15 protein-coding genes and 1 rRNA gene are annotated in these 13,732 nt (G+C 49.7%); all 16 read left to right on the top strand.

Going from position 1 to position 13,732, the window contains the following annotated elements:
• Positions 1-5 precede the first annotated feature (5 nt).
• Positions 6-773 carry a type III pantothenate kinase gene (locus GRF59_RS28725; protein WP_160501130.1) on the top strand — a complete coding sequence of 256 codons (768 nt, stop codon included), beginning with the start codon at positions 6-8 and terminating at the stop codon, positions 771-773.
• 253 nt (positions 774-1,026) lie between these two features.
• Complete coding sequence (gene hslO, locus GRF59_RS28720) at positions 1,027-1,911, top strand: Hsp33 family molecular chaperone HslO (RefSeq protein WP_160501129.1); 885 nt, start codon at positions 1,027-1,029, stop codon at positions 1,909-1,911.
• A 12-nt stretch (positions 1,912-1,923) separates the two neighbouring features.
• Positions 1,924-2,886 carry a peptidyl-prolyl cis-trans isomerase gene (locus tag GRF59_RS28715; protein ID WP_237392110.1) on the top strand — a complete coding sequence of 321 codons (963 nt, stop codon included), beginning with the start codon at positions 1,924-1,926 and terminating at the stop codon, positions 2,884-2,886.
• A 278-nt stretch (positions 2,887-3,164) separates the two neighbouring features.
• Positions 3,165-4,103: a cysteine synthase A gene (cysK, locus tag GRF59_RS28710; RefSeq protein WP_160501127.1), complete on the top strand. Its 939-nt coding sequence runs from the start codon at positions 3,165-3,167 to the stop codon at positions 4,101-4,103.
• 176 nt (positions 4,104-4,279) lie between these two features.
• Entirely contained in the window at positions 4,280-5,878 is a 1,599-nt protein-coding gene (locus GRF59_RS28705; protein ID WP_237392109.1) for an anthranilate synthase component I family protein, read from the top strand.
• Entirely contained in the window at positions 5,875-6,456 is a 582-nt protein-coding gene (gene pabA / locus GRF59_RS28700) for an aminodeoxychorismate/anthranilate synthase component II (RefSeq protein ID WP_160501125.1), read from the top strand. Before GRF59_RS28705 ends, pabA begins: the two co-directional genes overlap by 4 nt.
• Positions 6,453-7,361: an aminotransferase class IV gene (locus GRF59_RS28695; RefSeq protein ID WP_160501124.1), complete on the top strand. Its 909-nt coding sequence runs from the start codon at positions 6,453-6,455 to the stop codon at positions 7,359-7,361. Before pabA ends, GRF59_RS28695 begins: the two co-directional genes overlap by 4 nt.
• Positions 7,339-8,247 (top strand): dihydropteroate synthase, encoded by a 909-nt coding sequence (gene folP / locus GRF59_RS28690; RefSeq protein WP_160501123.1) that lies wholly within the window; start codon positions 7,339-7,341, stop codon positions 8,245-8,247. The genes GRF59_RS28695 and folP overlap by 23 nt, the downstream gene beginning before the upstream one ends.
• 6 nt (positions 8,248-8,253) lie before the next feature.
• Positions 8,254-8,616, top strand: a complete 363-nt coding sequence (gene folB, locus GRF59_RS28685) for a dihydroneopterin aldolase (RefSeq protein ID WP_160501122.1) — start codon at positions 8,254-8,256, stop codon at positions 8,614-8,616.
• A gap of 9 nt (positions 8,617-8,625) precedes the next feature.
• A complete protein-coding gene (folK, locus tag GRF59_RS28680; RefSeq protein ID WP_160501121.1) occupies positions 8,626-9,174 on the top strand; it encodes a 2-amino-4-hydroxy-6-hydroxymethyldihydropteridine diphosphokinase in 549 nt (182 codons plus the stop codon).
• Positions 9,126-9,329 (top strand): helix-turn-helix domain-containing protein, encoded by a 204-nt coding sequence (locus GRF59_RS28675; protein WP_160501120.1) that lies wholly within the window; start codon positions 9,126-9,128, stop codon positions 9,327-9,329. The genes folK and GRF59_RS28675 overlap by 49 nt, the downstream gene beginning before the upstream one ends.
• 112 nt (positions 9,330-9,441) lie before the next feature.
• Entirely contained in the window at positions 9,442-10,464 is a 1,023-nt protein-coding gene (gene dusB, locus GRF59_RS28670; RefSeq protein ID WP_160501119.1) for a tRNA dihydrouridine synthase DusB, read from the top strand.
• Positions 10,465-10,682: 218 nt separating this feature from the next.
• Positions 10,683-11,159: a transcription elongation factor GreA gene (gene greA / locus GRF59_RS28665; protein WP_160501118.1), complete on the top strand. Its 477-nt coding sequence runs from the start codon at positions 10,683-10,685 to the stop codon at positions 11,157-11,159.
• A 192-nt stretch (positions 11,160-11,351) separates the two neighbouring features.
• A complete protein-coding gene (gene lysS / locus GRF59_RS28660; RefSeq protein ID WP_160501117.1) occupies positions 11,352-12,869 on the top strand; it encodes a lysine--tRNA ligase in 1,518 nt (505 codons plus the stop codon).
• Between the two features lie 284 nt (positions 12,870-13,153).
• Positions 13,154-13,294: a hypothetical protein gene (locus tag GRF59_RS28655; RefSeq protein ID WP_160501116.1), complete on the top strand. Its 141-nt coding sequence runs from the start codon at positions 13,154-13,156 to the stop codon at positions 13,292-13,294.
• A gap of 357 nt (positions 13,295-13,651) precedes the next feature.
• A 16S ribosomal RNA gene (locus tag GRF59_RS28650) occupies positions 13,652-13,732 on the top strand; the annotation flags it as partial.

The raw sequence follows: 13,732 nt of genomic DNA, 5'->3' as shown, positions 1-13,732 counted from the left end.
TCCTCGTGATCCTCGTTATTGATATCGGGAATACCAACATCGTGCTAGGCATTTATAAGGGGCGGGAGCTTCTTCATCATTTCCGGTTAAGCACGGTACGTCAGTCCACTGCTGATGAATATGGTGTTTCGTTTCATAATTTGTTCCACATGTCAGGGATAAACGTTGCGGATATCCGTGGGGTCATCATGTCCTCCGTCGTTCCGCCAATGGTGCATGTCATTGAGGAAATGTGCCGTAAGTATATTCACAAACATCCGCTGATGGTCGGACCGGGCATTAAAACAGGGCTGAATCTCCGCAACGAAAATCCGCGTGAGGTGGGAGCGGATCGTATTGTGAATGCTGTAGCAGCGGTAGATCTATATAAAGGACCGCTTGTGGTCGTTGATTTTGGAACGGCAACCACATTCGACTGCATTGATGAAAAGGGAGCCTATCTCGGAGGAGCTATCGTTCCGGGGATCGGCATCGCGACAGAAGCTTTGGTTCAGCGAGCGTCGAAGCTTCCGCGCATCGAGCTGGAAAAACCCAAAAAGGTCATTGGACGTAATACCGTTCATGCGATGCAGGCGGGAATCATCTTCGGCTATGCCGGGCAGGTGGATGGCATTGTAAAGCGGATGAAGCAGGAGATGGGAGCCCCTTTAGTAAAGGTCGTTGCCACCGGCGGTCTGGCGGAACTCATTGCGGGCGAATCGGAAGCTATTGATGAAGTGAATCCGTTATTAACGCTTGAAGGGCTGCGAATTATTTATGAGCGCAACAGCTGATCCTTGAAGTGAGAACGTGGTTTGTGCGTCGAATGATACAACGATATAAAATGATCTAAAGTTGTTTCTCTCATCTTCTGAATTCCAGGTTGGTATCAACGAGATGGATTATTCATCCTTTAGTTCAATTTATGTAAAAAAGATGTTTCCTTTGGATTTTTGAATATTTGGAAAGAATACGACGAAGAGCGGCTAAGAACAGTTAATGGCAGCCGCATTCGGTTAAATAGAGAGCAAGGAGGCTGGATACGACATGGAACATAAACAAGATCGCCTCATTCGAGGCACCGCAATGGGCGGGCGCATCCGGGCCTTTGCAGTGAGAACAACCGCACTCGTGGAAGAGCTTCGCCAAAGACATGACACTTGGCCTGTGGCCACTGCTGCATTGGGGCGGACGTTAACGGCGGCTGCGATGATGGGTGCGATGCTCAAAGGCGAGGAGAGACTGACCATTCAGGTACAAGGCAATGGACCTACTGGTCAAATCGTCGTTGATGCCGATGCCAACGGTGAAGTGAGAGGCTATGTGAACAAGCCGCATGTCCATCTGCCGAGCAACAGCATGGGCAAGCTGGATGTAGCCGGAGCCGTGGGCCGTGAGGGTTATCTGAATGTCATTAAGGACTTGGGCTTAAAAGAGCCGTACCGTGGCAGCGTACCGATTATTTCCGGAGAGCTTGGCGAGGACTTCACGTACTACTTTGCCGTTTCAGAGCAGACGCCATCTGCCGTAGGACTTGGGGTACTCGTGGCTCCTGACCATTCGGTTATCGTGGCTGGGGGCTTCATCGTTCAACTACTGCCGGGACTCACTGATGAAGAGATTACTGTCATTGAGCAGGCTGTTGGCGCGATGCCGCCGGTAACGTCACTCCTGGATCAAGGGTTGGAGCTGGATGAGATGCTGCGCTGGCTGCTGCCGGATGTAGAGATTCTCGATCAGATGGACATTCATTTTAAATGCAAATGCTCACGCGAACGCGTGGAACAAACACTGGTCAGCTTGGGCAAAGACGAGCTGGAGCAGTTGATTGAAGAAGATGGCAAAGCGGAAGTGGTATGCCATTTTTGCAATGAAGCATATACGTTCCAAAAAGATGAGCTACAGCAAATTCTAGAAAAAGCAATTCATTAGGGCGCGTACAAGATGATGATGACCAGACAAGAAAAGGCGCTTTGGGCCGCAGTCATCATTTTGGCAGCGGGTGTGTTGTTTATGGGAAGCTTGATCGTCATTCGTGGCTTAAAGCCAGCGGAAAACGTCAGTGAGTCGGAAGAGGATCAAAGCGGACTTGACGCCGTAGCTTCTTTTGACGGCCACATCATTACGGAAGATCAGTGGATCAAGGAGCTGAAGCGGGCACGCGGACATGAGGTGCTTCTGCAGATGCTGAATCAGAGAGCGGTTGAAGCCGAGGCAAAGGCACTTCAGATCCAGGTTACACCTGAGGAGATCGCGGAAAGAGTCAAGGCGGAAGCGGCAGGATACGAATCGGAGAACGCCTATTATCAGGCGATGTCTGCACAGTTGGGACTGGGTCCCGGTGATGTCCGGGCGGAGGCAGCTTATCAGCTGACTCTTGAGAAAATTGCAACCGTTGATATTCGTATCAGCGATGACGCTGTGGATCATTATTTAGAACAGCATCAAGAAGAGTATGAGCCTAAAAAACAATACGAGCTGGCCTGGATTAAACTTAAAGGTCGCAAGGAAGCCAATCGGACCCTTGACCGCCTTGAGCAGGGGGAGGATTTCGGCAAGCTGGCCGAAGAGCTTTCCCTTGACGAGTATACGCGTATGCAGGGCGGAAGGCTTGGGGTGATCGAGGAAGATGATCCTTTTATCCCGGAAGAGCTGCTGCGGGCGGCTGAGGATCTGGAAGCAGGAGATATAGCCGGCCCAATTCAACTGGGAGACGAAGGATACGCAGTCATGCGGATCCTGAATATAGTGAAGACGGAACCGTTGAGCAATGCGGAAATACGCGCTAGTGTGCGCAAGCAGCTTTCCTTGAATGAAGCCGTCCCACTAACACAACTGGAAGCTGAATTGAGAGACAAGTACGGAGCCAAACTGATCACGAAAGCAACCCCTAAACAGGGTGCCTAATAAAAATGTTTTTCGAACCTTTGCCGATTGGATATTCATCCATAAAGCAAGGTTTGTTTTTTTGCCGAATACCTATGGAATAAGCCCGTGTGATGAGTGGTTCATATTGACATTCGTATGGAAGGTTGTTAAGATAAAGGTACTAAATACCTACTTAATTACTCGGATATAAAATAGTTCAACAGCCAGATGCATCATCTGAATTTGTATAGATCCAGCAAAGCTTTTGCAGAATCCTGAAACATCATTTTTGCAGCTAAAAAGGGAGGATTTATTCTATGGCTAAAGTCGTTAATAATGTTACTGAACTCATCGGTAGTACTCCGCTCGTTCGCTTGAATCGTCTGGTTTCGGATGACAGCGCAGAAATCTATCTCAAATTGGAGTATCAAAATCCCGGCTCCAGTGTGAAAGACCGGATCGCGATCAGCATCGTTGAAGAAGCAGAGAAGGACGGCACGTTGAAACCGGGCGGTACCATCGTCGAAGCAACGAGCGGCAATACAGGCATCGGCCTGGCAATGGTTGCTGCAGCGAAAGGATATAAATCAGTTATCGTTATGCCGGAAACCATGAGCTTGGAGCGTCGCAATTTGCTTCGTGCCTATGGTGCGGAACTGGTGCTGACACCAGGAGCGGAAGGCATGAACGGCGCGGTTAAAAAAGCAGAGGAAATCGTAAGCGAAAATCCGGGTTACTTTATGGCCGAGCAGTTCAAGAATCCTGCGAACGTGAAAATCCATCGCGAAACGACAGGTCCTGAAATCGTGGAGGCCATTGAATCCATTGGCGGGACGCTGGATGCTTTTGTAGCCGGTATCGGTACAGGCGGTACGATTTCCGGTGCGGGTGAAGTACTGAAGAAGAGCTTCCCGGATGTCAAAATCGTTGCGGTAGAGCCTGCGGCCTCTCCGATTCTGTCTGGCGGCAAACCAGGCCCTCATAAAATTCAGGGTCTTGGCGCCAACTTTATTCCAGATATTCTGAATCGTGAAATCTACGACGAAATCATTCATGTGGAAAATGATGAAGCCTTTGAAACAGCGCGCCGCGTTGCGAAAGAAGAAGGCGTTCTTGCGGGCATCTCCTCCGGCGCTGCGGTATTTGCCGCACTGAAAGTCGCCAAGGAGCTTGGAAAGGGCAAACGCGTTGTTGTTGTCATCCCAAGTAACGGTGAACGTTACCTGAGTACTCCGCTGTACAATTTTGAAGGATAAAATAATGGAAAATCGATTCTCGCCCCTGCTGCTGTTCATACAGTAGCAGGTTTTTTTTGATTGATTAGTAAAAAACCTTCATGAAAGGTCTTTTCAAATGGGCGGCGGGCAAAGTATACTGACAACCAATAGAAAGCTCTTGCGGCAAAGGGGATGAGGATGTGAAAGGGGACAGCATGATGACGCTTGAACATTGGAAGAGGTGGGTTGAACAGGGCTTTTCCACACTGCCCTACGTACTTGAAGCAGAAGTGGGCAAGGAGTTTACGGGTCTGCCTGCATCGTGGTCTCAGGCCTGGGAGCAAGCCTCTCCTTATTCCTTTGTCCTCGAGAGCGGCAAAGACGGACGGTATTCCTATTTGGGACTTGAGCCTGTGTCGGTTCTAAGAGGTAAGGGCGGGCAGGCGGAGATTCATGATTTGGTGTACGGGAGCACTGAAAATACAACCGGTGCACCGCTGGAGGTCATCAAGCAATGGATGGAGCCGTATCGGGCGCCCTTACCACAGGATTTGGCGGAACTTTCCGCAGAACTGCCTCCTTTTCTCGGCGGCTGTGTTGGATATATAGGATATGACGTCGTTCGTTTCCTCGAATCCTTGCCGGTAAGCGCGGCGGATAATCCGGAGGTGCCCGATTATCTATGGATGCGATTTGAAGAAGTGTGGATCTACGACCATATCGATCATAAGCTGAGCTGTGCCGTCCACATGCCAGTGCCGGCGGACGCGGGCGTAATTGCCTTGGAACTACTGCTGGAAAAGGCACAGAGTCAGGCTCTCCGGATGCTTACACGCTGGCGCCAATTTACGGAACAGATGCAAGCGGAGCACCAGGAGGAGCGGCACTTACGGCAAAAGTACATGATGGATGCAGAAGTGCAGCATGATAAAGGACAATGGCCGGGGATGAAGAGCGCCTTTTCGCAACAGGCCTTCGAGCAGGCGGTGGAACGAATTCAGAATTATATCCGGCAAGGCGATGTGTTCCAGGTCAACTTGTCGCTCAGACAGGAAAAGGAGCTGTATTCGGAGCCGGAGCGGATCTACGAGTGGCTCAGGATTTTGAACCCGTCACCGTATATGGGAATGCTTCGATCACCGGGATTTAGTCTCGTGAGCGCCTCTCCCGAGCTTCTGGTCAAACGGCAGGGGGAGCTGATCAGCGCCCGCCCGATTGCCGGTACCCGCCGCCGCGGACATACGGTGGAAGAGGATATGGCGATGGCGGAGGAACTTCGCGGCAGCGAGAAGGAACGTGCGGAGCATGTCATGCTCGTTGATCTGGAGCGCAATGACATCGGTAAAGTTGCGGCCTATGGTACGGTAAACGTACCGGAACTGATGACTGTCGAGCAATACTCGCATGTGATGCATCTGGTATCTCAGGTGGAGGGGCGTTTGGCGAAGGACAAGGGGGCATTTGATGTCATTGCAGCTCTCTTCCCCGGCGGTACGATTACGGGAGCTCCGAAGGTACGCACGATGGAGATTATTGAGGAGCTCGAACCGGTAAGGCGGGGACCTTATACAGGCTCCTTGGGCTGGATTGACTATAACGGAAATTTGGAATTAAATATTATCATAAGAACACTGGTCGTTTCAGAAGGGATCGGTATGATTCAGACCGGAGCGGGAGTCGTTATTGATTCCGAGCCGTATCGTGAGTATCGCGAGTGCCATAATAAGGCCAAGGCCGTCGTCAAGGCAGTCCTTTTGAGTGAAGAAGAAGCGGCTGCCGGCATGATCCGGCGGGAAAAGGAGATGAGAGTATGATACTGGTGATTGATAATTATGATTCTTTTACGTATAACTTGGTTCAATATCTCGGAGAACTGGGGGAGGAAGTCAAGGTATTCCGCAATGACGAGATTGACATTCAAGGCATTGAGGAGCTTGCTCCCGATCACATTCTGATCTCTCCGGGCCCTTGCACTCCGAATGAAGCGGGAATCAGTCTTGCGACCATTGAGCATTTTAAGGGGAAAATCCCGATCTTCGGCGTTTGCCTCGGACATCAGGCGATAGGACAGGCGTTTGGCGGTGAGGTAGTACGAGCTGAGCGCTTGATGCATGGCAAGACCTCACCGATCTTGCACCATGGTACTTCCGTGTTTGAGGGATTGCCATCCCCATTCACCGCGACGCGATATCATTCGCTGCTGGTGGAACGCAGTTCGCTGCCTGATTGCTTGGAAATTACGGCAGAGACGGAAGAGGGCGAAATTATGGGACTGCGCCACAAGGAATACCCCGTGGAGGGCGTGCAGTTCCATCCCGAGTCGATTATTACCGATCACGGACATCAGATGCTGCGCAATTTCCTGAAGCGTACGGCAGTATCGAACGCATGAAATGGATTCTCCTGAACGGTCAATGTATTGATGCTGCAGATGCCGTGGTTTCCGTTATGGATCACGGCTTTTTATACGGCATGGGATTGTTTGAAACCCTTCGCACCTACAGGGGCAGCCCATTTCTACTGGATAGGCATCTAAACCGGATGGCAGCGGGCTGCAGACTGCTGGGAATTGATACGGATACCCTGCCCAATCAAGAAGAGATGCGGCAATTGATCGGTGACTTGATGAAAGCAAATGGGCTGGTGGACGCTTATATCCGTTTTACCGTCAGCGCGGGTGAAGATGTACTGGGTCTACCTGCGGGAGCTTACAGCCGTCCGAATCAAGTGCTGATGGCCAAGCCGCTTCCGGAATCCCCGGGTCAGCTGTATAGCCATGGCAAGGCGCTGCAGCTTCTCTCTACGCGTCGCAATTCGCCAGAAGGGCCCGTAAGGCTGAAGTCGCTTCATTATATGAATAATATTTTGGCGAAAAGAGAGCTTTCCTCCTATGCCGAAGCTGTGCGTCTTCATGCCGAAGGGATGATGCTGAATTCGGACGGCTATCTGTCGGAAGGAATCGTAAGCAATCTTTTCTTCGTGAAAAATAATCAACTATATACGCCGGATATGGCCTGCGGCCTACTGCCCGGCATCACGCGCGGTTTGGTCATGGAGCTGGCGTCTGCGGAAGGAATCGTCTGCACGGAGGGCTTCTATACCTGGGAAGACCTAAAGCAGGCGGATGAAATATGGCTGACCACCTCCATTCAGGAGCTGGTGCCCGTTACGACACTGATTGACGGGTCAGGTGACATTACGGTCATTAGCGGCGGACGCATCGGTCCGGTAACAGACAAGCTGCTTCGGCTGTACCGGCAGCAAACGGGAGGTTATGATGAAAACAACAATCTATGAACGGACGTACAACATGGGGAAAGCCGTGCTCGAACTTGGGAAATCGACCCAAATCATGGGCATATTGAATGTGACGCCTGATTCCTTTTCCGATGGAGGACGGTATGTCGATCCTGACCTAGCGGTTCGTCACGCGCTACAAATGGTTGAAGAAGGGGCGAATCTCATTGATATCGGAGGAGAATCCACTCGGCCGGGTTATGAACCCATCTCTGCTGAAGAGGAGCTGCGGCGCGTCATTCCTGTGATTGAGGCTCTACGTCGGGCTGCCCCGCATATTCCGGTTTCTATTGATACTTATAAAGCCGAGGTTGCCCGCCAGGCGATCCAGGCTGGAGCCCACATCATGAATGATATCTGGGGAGGCAAAAAAGATCCGGATATGCTGAAAGCAGCAGCAGAGCTGGGATGCCCGATTATTTTAATGCATAACAGAAAAGATATGAATTACGGAGATTTTACAGCCGATGTGGTGCAGGATCTGCAAGAAAGCGTCGAATTGGCGCTGAAGGCCGGCGTTACCGAGAAACAGATTATTTTAGACCCGGGTGTCGGTTTTGCCAAAAACGAACCGGAAAACTTGCAGATTATGACACAGCTCGATCGTTTGGTGGATATCGGGTATCCGGTACTCCTCGCGACTTCCCGCAAAAAATTCATCCGTTCGGTACTGGATTTGCCGGTAGATGACATTGTGGAGGGAACGGCTGCCACGGTAGCATTCGGCATTGCGCAGGGCTGTCAAATTGTTCGCGTGCATGATGTGAAGCAGATTAAACGGACCGTGACCATGTGTGACGCGATGCTGTATGCATCAACCAATACTAGATGGATACTTACTCAGGGAAGTGCAACTTTACAAAGCCCTGAATCATATGGAGGGTGACGGATAATGGATAAAATGAAGATGCATCGCATGGAATATTACGGATACCACGGCGTTTTTGAAGAGGAGCGTAAGCTGGGCCAACGTTTTTATATTGATCTGGAGCTGGAGCTCGATTTGCGTGCAGCGGGGGAAAATGATGATCTGACTCAAACGGTAAATTATGCCGAAGTTCATGAAGTCGTGAAAAAAGTCGTTGAAACCGAGTCTTTCCGCCTGATCGAAGCATTGGCCGAACGTATTGCATCCTTGGTACTGGACACTTATACTAGTATCGATGCATTGACGGTCAAAGTGACCAAACCGCATCCTCCCTTTGACATCCATTTTCAGGGCGTCACCGTGGAGCTCCACAGAACAAGAAAGTGAGAACCCATCATGAACGCACATTCCACCTCTGAGTCATCAGAGGCTTATATTGCTTTAGGGGCTAATTTGGGTGACCGCGAGGATACACTGATGGAGGCGCTGCGGCGTCTTGATGAATCCCCGGACATTACCGTTCTTGAGTGCTCCCATATCTATGAAACCGAGCCCGTGGGTTACGTGGACCAGCCTTTATTTCTGAATATGGCCGTTCGGGTCCGCACCGGCCTTGATCCATACGGACTGCTGCATATCATGCAGCATATCGAGAAGGAGCTCGGCAGAGTCCGCCATATCCGCTGGGGTCCAAGGACTGTTGATTTGGATCTGATATGGATGGAGGGGAAAAGAGAAGACACGGAAGAATTGATTCTGCCACATCCCCGCATGGAGGAGCGCCTGTTTGTTCTTGCTCCGCTAAAGGATATTGTGCCTGAGGATGAGACCTCAGGCTTGAGGATTATTTTGCTGGCAGCACTGGAAAGACTGGATGGAAAGGAAGGTTTACAGCTTTGGAAAACTTGCAGCTGGCACAGCGCATCCGCGCCTTCCGGAAGCTAAAGGGATTCACACAGCAGGAACTTGCATCCGGAAGTGGCATCTCGCTGGCAGTCCTCGGTGCTATTGAACGAGGGAACCGGCGTGCTGACGAACAGACGTTGACGAAAATTGCAGAGGTTCTGGATATCACAGTCCATGAACTCACGAACCAATAGAACCGCGATGGTATAGACAGTTGATGAATATGGAATGAACTAAAGCTAAAGCGACTTTGGTTCATTCTGTACGATAAGTACGATAATGAAATCAAAGGAGCGAATAGATCACGTGTTGAAGATTGGCGAGATTGAAATGAAGAACCAGGTCGTTCTGGCTCCGATGGCGGGGGTCTGCAACCCGGCCTTCCGTCTGATTGCGAAAGAATTCGGAACCGGACTCGTCTGTGCTGAAATGGTTAGCGGCAAGGCCATCGTTCACGGTAATCAGCGCACCAGGGAGATGCTTTTTGTCGATGAGCGGGAAAAGCCGCTAAGCCTGCAGATTTTTGGCGGGGACCGCACATCGCTCGTGGAAGCTGCGAAAGTCGTCGATACGCAAACGAATGCCGACATTATTGACATCAACATGGGTTGCCCTGCACCCAAAGTCACCAAAGTTGATGCAGGCGCCCGCTGGCTGCTGGATTCGAATAAAATTTATGAGATGGTCGCTGCTGTCGTGGATGCTGTTGATAAGCCTGTGACGGTTAAGATGCGGACCGGCTGGGATAGCGATCACATATATGCGATCGAGAATGCACGTGCTGTCGAGCGCGCCGGAGGTCAGGCGGTAAGTGTGCACGGCCGTACTCGCGAGCAGCTGTATACCGGACATGCCGATTGGGATATCATAAAACAAGTTAAAGAGGCGGTATCGATTCCTGTCATCGGCAATGGGGACGTAGTAACCCCGGAGGATGCGCGCAGGATGTTGGACCAAACCGGTGTCGATGGGGTTATGATCGGTCGCGGAGCACTCGGCAACCCGTGGATGCTGTACCGTACGATTGAATATTTGAAAACCGGGAAGCTCCTGCCTGATCCGCCAGCGGAAGAGAAGATTCGCATCGCTATCCTGCATATGGACCGACTTATTGCCTTGAGAGGGGAAGCGGTCGCCGTACGCGAAATGCGTAAGCACTTGGCATGGTATCTGAAGGGGCTTAGAGGCTCTGCCCGTATTAAGGATGAAATCATGGAAGGAACCAAGCGGGACGAAATGGTTAAAATTCTGGAAAATTTCGTTGCCAGCATAAACGAACGGATGGATCGGGAAGCACTTGAGACGGAGCACGAAGCCGTCTTCCAATAATGTCCATCTACAGCCCCCGGGCGCGCGATTGACATTTTGAAATGCTTACCATATAATTTTTCAGTATAAATTCGACTTTATCCTTAAAACAGCAGAGGGATGTTCTGATCCTTCAAACTTTGCATAAATATAGATTGATCTAAAGCTAACGTGGTAGTTCATTCTATAATCGTTACGGTAGTTTTAAATTTATTTACATGACAGGAGAATCGGTTGAGATGAGCGATAAAGAAGTCATTTTGACACAAGATGGACTCAAAAAGCTGGAAGACGAACTCGAGAACCTGAAATCAGTCAAACGGCGCGAGGTTGCGGAACGGATCAAAGTAGCCATCGGTTATGGGGATATCAGTGAAAACTCGGAATACGAAGATGCTAAGAACGAGCAGGCTTTCATTGAGGGACGTATCATTACCCTGGAAAAAATGCTGCGCAATGCACGTATCATTAACAACGATGAGATCAACACGGATGTTGTGGGTGTTGGTGCTACGGTCATCGTAAAGGATCTGGAATTCGGCGATACGATGGAATACACGATTGTGGGTACGGCTGAATCCGATCCCCTTAACAATAAAATTTCGAACGAAAGCCCGGTTGGCAAAGCCATTTTGGGCAAGCAAAAAGGCACCACGGTGGACGTTAACGTTCCTGCAGGTGTCATTCAATACACAATTATTGATATCAAAAAGTAAGATCCGTGCTTTAGGATTGTTAGAAAGCTTCCTTTAGGAAGCTTTTTTTTCAGATATATAGATTGAGCCCAATTTGATTTGATCCTGGCATGAGAGCATGGCGGGATTCGTATGATCAGTAGATCATTCTATATAGACACCTGTATACGTTCTGGCGGACAGGCAGTGAGATAGAAGGAGTGACGATTTAAAATGTCGGAAGAAGTAAACAACCACGAACAAGAAATTGAACTTAGCGAGATGCTGAAAATTCGCCGCGGTAAATTGGACGAGCTTCGCAGTCTTGGGATTGATCCATTCGGTAAAAAATACAATAGAACGCATCATGCAGGGGATCTGATTGCAAAATATGATGGAATGACCAAGGAAGAGCTGGACGAGCAAAATGCCGAAGTGCGCGTGGCGGGCAGAATTATGGCCAAACGCGGCATGGGTAAAGCTATTTTCGCTCATATTCAGGATCTCAGTGGTAAAATCCAGATTTATGTGCGCCAGGATTCCGTGCCTGAAGCGGCTTTTGAGGCATTCCGTTTGCTTGACCTCGGGGATATTGTCGGCATTCATGGCATGATGTTCAAGACGAAAACCGGAGAAACCACGATTAAAGCTAGTGAAGTCGAGGTTCTTTCCAAGTCGCTCTATCCGCTGCCGGACAAATACCATGGTTTGAAGGATGTAGAGCTCCGTTACCGTCAGCGTTATGTTGATCTGATCATCAACCCTGAAGTGCAGCAAACCTTTATTGCCCGTTCCCGTATTATCCAATCGATGCGCCGTTATTTGGACTCGCAAGGTTATCTGGAAGTGGAAACGCCAACGCTACATGCTATTGCGGGCGGAGCGGCAGCAAAGCCGTTTATTACGCATCACAATGCACTCGACATGCAGCTTTACATGCGTATTGCCATTGAGCTGCATTTGAAGCGTCTGATCGTCGGCGGACTGGAAAAAGTCTACGAAATCGGACGTGTATACCGCAACGAGGGGATTTCCACGCGACACAATCCGGAGTTCACGATGATCGAGCTGTATGAAGCCTATGCGGATTATCAGGATATTATGAACCTGACCGAAAGCATGATCGCTCATATCGCCCAGGAAGTGCTGGGTACTCAGGTTGTGAATTACCAAGGACAAGAGGTTAATCTCGCGACAGGTTGGCGCCGTGTCTCCATGGTTGATGCCGTTAAAGAAGTGAAAGGCGTTGATTTCGGCGTACACATGACGGATGCAGAGGCTCACCGCCTTGCGAAAGAGCATCATGTCAAAGTGGAGCCACACATGACCTTTGGCCATATCTTGAACGCATTCTTCGAAGAGTTTGTAGAGGAAACGCTAATTCAACCAACTTTCGTCACGGGGCATCCCGTTGAGATCTCTCCGCTGGCGAAGAAGAACGAACAGGACCCGCGCTTTACGGACCGCTTTGAGCTGTTTATCGTGGCACGCGAGCATGCGAATGCATTCAGCGAGCTGAATGATCCGATTGACCAGCGTCAGCGTTTCGAAGCGCAGATTAAAGAACGTGAGCAGGGTAATGACGAAGCGCATGAGATGGATGAGGACTTCCTGAACGCGCTTGAATACGGTATGCCGCCTACAGGCGGATTGGGTATCGGCGTGGACCGTCTGGTTATGCTGTTGACCAACTCACCTTCCATTCGTGACGTACTGCTCTTCCCACACATGAGAAACCGTACGCAGGAATAGCCATATCATTGTAAATGAGGATATTCTTCATACTATAGAAAAAGGAACAGCGTGATTACTCACGACTGTTCCTTTTTTTGTTCTATACGCTAGTTCTGGATGCATAGCGTGGATGGCTAGGTCATCGTCCAGCGAATAGAAGCGATCAATTTCAAGCGCAAGATCAAGGCTGGGCAGGGACAATCCGCAGGCGGTAGCCCAAGACAGGGAAGGTACATGCGAAACGCTAGAGAGATGGTTCGTACCGCCATGTCGCTTCCTGTTTAGTTGGAGGGGTTCACCTGGTGCTCATGATTGAGATCGTGTATGATTCGGCACGTACAGAAGCGCTAAGTTTGATGGCATTATGGTGGGGAGGCATCGTGGAGATCGATTTTTTGATCAGCTTCAGCTATAAAAGTAAAAGCGGATACCATGGATTCTAATTTTGTACCCTAATAAATGAATTCAAAAAAGAACTTGCGTACTCTGAAAATCCGTGGTATATTATTAATCCGGCCAAGAAATAGCGGATAACATCGCTAGCCAACAAGCTTCAAACTTTGAAAAAAAGATTTTCAAAAAAAAGCTTGCAAAACTTCGCCGAACATGATATATTATAAGAGTTGCTGCTGAGCTAACTGAGCGGCTTCGAAAACGAAAGAATTTGATCTTTGAAAACTGAACAACGAGTGAGATACAGACTTCAGCAATGAAGTCGAAACGCAAAGCAGTTCGGTCCCCGAACTGTGGAGCACAAATGAGATTTTTAATCTCGTCAGTTTCAAAATGAGCTACAAACTTTCTTGGAGAGTTTGATCCTGGCTCAGGACGAACGCTGGCGGCGTGCCTAATACATGCAAGTCGAGCGGACTTGATGAGAA

The organism is Paenibacillus dendrobii, assembly GCF_009807035.1.
GTDB classification, from domain to species: Bacteria; Bacillota; Bacilli; order Paenibacillales; family Paenibacillaceae; genus Paenibacillus_AQ; species Paenibacillus_AQ dendrobii.
This window is presented reverse-complemented; position numbering and strand designations above follow the sequence as displayed.

Excerpts from the sequence above, each read along its gene's own strand:
- hslO (WP_160501129.1), top strand. The coding sequence starts at position 1,027 with ATGGAACATAAACAAGATCGCCTCATTCGAGGCACCGCAATGGGCGGG.
- GRF59_RS28715 (WP_237392110.1), top strand. The coding sequence starts at position 1,924 with ATGATGATGACCAGACAAGAAAAGGCGCTTTGGGCCGCAGTCATCATT.
- cysK (WP_160501127.1), top strand. The coding sequence starts at position 3,165 with ATGGCTAAAGTCGTTAATAATGTTACTGAACTCATCGGTAGTACTCCG.
- GRF59_RS28705 (WP_237392109.1), top strand. The coding sequence starts at position 4,280 with ATGATGACGCTTGAACATTGGAAGAGGTGGGTTGAACAGGGCTTTTCC.
- pabA (WP_160501125.1), top strand. The coding sequence starts at position 5,875 with ATGATACTGGTGATTGATAATTATGATTCTTTTACGTATAACTTGGTT.
- GRF59_RS28695 (WP_160501124.1), top strand. The coding sequence starts at position 6,453 with ATGAAATGGATTCTCCTGAACGGTCAATGTATTGATGCTGCAGATGCC.
- folP (WP_160501123.1), top strand. The coding sequence starts at position 7,339 with ATGATGAAAACAACAATCTATGAACGGACGTACAACATGGGGAAAGCC.
- folB (WP_160501122.1), top strand. The coding sequence starts at position 8,254 with ATGGATAAAATGAAGATGCATCGCATGGAATATTACGGATACCACGGC.
- folK (WP_160501121.1), top strand. The coding sequence starts at position 8,626 with ATGAACGCACATTCCACCTCTGAGTCATCAGAGGCTTATATTGCTTTA.
- greA (WP_160501118.1), top strand. The coding sequence starts at position 10,683 with ATGAGCGATAAAGAAGTCATTTTGACACAAGATGGACTCAAAAAGCTG.
- lysS (WP_160501117.1), top strand. The coding sequence starts at position 11,352 with ATGTCGGAAGAAGTAAACAACCACGAACAAGAAATTGAACTTAGCGAG.